At 70.7% G+C, this 3408-nt stretch carries 4 protein-coding genes; 1 reads left to right on the top strand and 3 read right to left on the bottom strand.

Annotated features, from left to right (window positions below; translation table 11 throughout):
- Window positions 1–118 precede the first annotated feature (118 nt).
- On the top strand, window positions 119–586 hold the full coding sequence (locus GGG17_RS05395; RefSeq protein ID WP_154592742.1) for a hypothetical protein: 468 nt from the start codon (window positions 119–121) through the stop codon (window positions 584–586).
- 108 nt (window positions 587–694) lie between these two features.
- Here the strand turns inward: GGG17_RS05395 and GGG17_RS05390 are convergent, their stop codons facing one another.
- From GGG17_RS05390 to GGG17_RS05380, 3 genes are read right to left on the bottom strand one after another with little or no spacing between them, the layout of a single operon-like run.
- Window positions 695–1675, bottom strand: coding sequence for an LPXTG cell wall anchor domain-containing protein (locus GGG17_RS05390; RefSeq protein ID WP_154592741.1), 981 nt, complete (start codon window positions 1673–1675; stop codon window positions 695–697).
- A complete protein-coding gene (locus GGG17_RS05385; RefSeq protein ID WP_154592740.1) occupies window positions 1672–2364 on the bottom strand; it encodes a signal peptidase I in 693 nt (230 codons plus the stop codon). The genes GGG17_RS05390 and GGG17_RS05385 overlap by 4 nt, the downstream gene beginning before the upstream one ends.
- A complete protein-coding gene (locus GGG17_RS05380; protein WP_154592739.1) occupies window positions 2364–3404 on the bottom strand; it encodes a hypothetical protein in 1041 nt (346 codons plus the stop codon). Before GGG17_RS05380 ends, GGG17_RS05385 begins: the two co-directional genes overlap by 1 nt.
- Between the last annotated feature and the right edge of the window lie 4 nt (window positions 3405–3408).

Here is a 3408-nt window from a genome sequence, read left to right as displayed (position 1 = left end):
GACATTCGATGGCCTAGCATGATTACACAACGTGTCCGTCTGATCGCATATAGGCACAGTCTGTAGGCAAGGCGGGCCAGACCCGAGAACTCCCGGCTGGGGAAAGGTGACAGTGACCATGGTCGCTCCCAACAAGATCGGCACGACGGCAGCGGTCGTCGGCGCCACCGCCGCGCTCGTGCTCACCGGGTGCTCCGGCGCCACGAGGACGACGGCGACGACCACGACCTTCCCGAACGGCGGTGCCGCCTCCAAGATCAATGACGCCGGCATCTCGCCCAAGGACCTGGCGACGCCCGTCGTGCTCAAGAACCTCGAGGGGGCCCGCAAGGACTTCACGATGGACGGCAACTGCGACACCAAGCTCGGCGACCAGAAGGTCACCGGCACGATCAAGTCCTCCGCCAAGGAGGCCAGGGACTACGTGGTGACCATCAACTGGGTGCACGGCAGCGACGTCATGGGCCGGGCCACCAAGCTGGTCGAGGCCGTCGAGCCCGGCAAGGAGACCAAGGTCGAGCTGACCACCAAGCTGACCAAGGCCGCGGACGGTTGCACCATCAACGTCACGCGCGGCACCAAGTGACCGCTGCTGCCGGCTGAGCGGCGTCACCGACGAGGCGGGTCGGGTTCCCGAGGGGGGAGCCCGACCCGCTTCTGCACCCCCTCCCGCCTCCCGCCTCACGCCGAGTGGTCAGCTCTCGTCGGGGTCCTCGCGCCGTCGCCGGGCCAGGGCGAGCAGGAGTATGCCGATCCCCACCGCAGCCCCACCGGCAGCGAGGAGCACGACCACGTCGGCGCCCGTGTGCGCCAGGGCCTCGGAGAAGGGGCTGGAGGCCACGCCGAACGCGTCCTCGGCAGGAACCGCCCCACCAGCCGCCGAGCCGTTGCCCTTGGCGGACCCGACCGCCTGGCCGGTGCCACCACCGCGGCTGTCACCAGCGCCCCCGGCGCTGTTGCTCGGCGACGCGGACGGAGCGGCCGACGGCGACGCGGACGGAGCGGCCGACGGTGACGCGGACGGCGTCGGGGTCGCGGCGGGGCTGCGTGCCGCGGGCGAGGTCGAGGGCTCGACGGGGACCGGCTCCTGGTCGCTGCGCGCCGTGGCCGCCATCGACAGCGAGACGCTGATGGGGGTGTCCCACCGGTAGTCCTCGGCGACGTCACCCGTCGCGCTCTGCGGCAGCAGGGCGGCCAGCTCGACGCGCACGACGCCTCCCGCGGGGACGGTGGCCGACGTGAGCTGTCCCGGCGTGGTGGCCAGGGTGGACGCGGTAGGCGCCTGCGGGGTGGGATCGGCCGTGCCGTCCACGGCTGCGGTCACGTGCAGGTCGTCGGCGAACTCGTCGGCCGCGGCCAGGGGGTCCGGCTCCGAGGAGATGCTCAGCAGGGCCTTGTCGGGAGAGGCGTTCTTGACGTAGAAGCTGCCGGTCAGCGGCTCGCCGGGCACGATCCGGCTGCCAGCAGGGAAGATGCCGGTGTCGAGCGTGCGGGTCCAGGGCCCGGTGGGGCTCGTCGACACCTGCAGGTACCCGAGCCCCGTCCCGGCGGCCACGAGGGCGGCTGGCTGCGGCATACGAGACGCTGCCTGGACGACACCGGGAGAGGCGAGGGGAGAACCGAGAGCGACCGCGAGCGCAGCCACGGTGGCGGGGCGCGCGAGGAGTCGGCTCATGGCTCGTCCTCGGTGGGTGCGGGATCGGTGGGGTGGTCGGTGGTGCGGGTGGTATCGCCGGCGGGATCGGTCGGGGCGTCCGTGACCGCTCGAGCGCGCAGGCGGCGGGCGCGGAGCAGGCCGACGAGCTGCCACAGGGCGTAGGCGAAGAGCGCGCCGGCGACGACGATGACGCCGCGGGACTTCTGGTCGCGGTTGAGCGCATTGGCGACGTAGCCGACCTTGGGCAGGTGGTAGACCATGACCCCGCGGATCTGCTTGACCGTCTTGACCTCGAGGTCCTCGCTCGGGTTGTGGTCACCCTTGGTCCTGACCTTGTGGACACCGTCGCTGTCGACCGAGATCGACGTGATCCGGTGGGTGACCAGGCTGTTGTCGCCGGGGCGGGGCAGGAAGGTGATGACATCCCCCTGCTCGAGCCGAGCGACGTCCTGCTCGGACTCGACCCGCTTGACGATGACCTGCGAGCCGATCGGGATGGTCGGCTCCATCGAGCCGGACAGGACCGTGAGCGGCACCCAGTGCATGACCATCGGTATGACGACCATGAACGCCAGCAGGCCGATGGCGAGTATGGCGAGGCCGCCCACGACGACCGAGAGCGCGAGCCGCACCGGTGCCGGCAGCGCGGGACGCGTCACGCGACGCGCGCCGCCACGAGTGGGGGTGGAGGTGGGGAGGGCGCTCATCAGTAGCCGTACATCCCGGCAGTCGGGTTGGTGTCCGAGGCGCGGCAGGCGAAGTAGCCAGAGGAGCCCGGGTAGTAGGCGTTCCACCGGACGGTGCTCTCGGAGTACTTCGTGGTGCTGCCGGCGAAGGGGTAGGCGCGGACGATGAACTCGTACTCCCCGGCTGCGGTGTAGCCGGCGTTCACGAGGTCGCCGGTCCCGACGATCTCCTCACGGTTCGTGCCGACGATGCCGCCGTCCACGACCTTGTAGGCGGCCGTGGAGCCCTTGGGCCGCGCCAGGATGTCCCAGTGGTTGATCGCGGAGTAGCCCGTGGCCGACGTCATGGTGCTGTCCGGCCAGGCCCAGTAGAAGTGGATGTTGTTGACGATCCAGGTGCCGCCGCAGCTCGTGCCGCTGGGGTCCGGGAAGGCGGACGGGATGGGGATGACGTAGCGCGTCGTCCAGGTGGGGCTGGTGGTGGCGGTGCCGGCGACGGAGACGGCACGGAGCGTGGTCGTCAGCTGGTACTCACGACCCGCGAAGTTGACGTATCGCTGGCGATCGCTCGCGTCCGGCCTGACGATGATGCACATCGGCGCGGTGGCGCCCTTGACCAGCGGGTCCCGGACCGCCCCGGTGGCCGGAATGGTGTAGGTCGTGGTGGCGGTGCCGCCGTCCGTCTGAGGAATCTGCCAGCGATTGACGCCCGCGCAGTTCGTGTAGTCGTAGGCGATGCCATAGCCGTGCGCGAGGAGCCCGGTGACGTCGGAGTCCGTCGTGAGGGTGCCGGGCATCTTGGTGATCGTCAGCTGGGTCGGGCGGTACTCGAGACCGTAGCCCGCGTTGTTCTTGAGGGTCGCCTGCAGCGCGGTCGAGAACGGCTTGACCACGGGGACGTCCGTCGGCGTGAGCGTGGGGGTGCCCATCGTCATCCTGGGCACGACGCTGGTGCGGGTCTCGGTCCACCGGGCCTGGGTGTCACCGGTGGGCGCCGCGATGACGGCCGTCGCCGCGACGGCGGTGACGCCGAGCGTGGCAAGGATGCGCCGACGGGACATGGGG

This window comes from Arsenicicoccus cauae (genome assembly GCF_009707125.1).
GTDB lineage: Bacteria > Actinomycetota > Actinomycetes > Actinomycetales > Dermatophilaceae > Arsenicicoccus > Arsenicicoccus cauae.
This window is presented reverse-complemented; position numbering and strand designations above follow the sequence as displayed.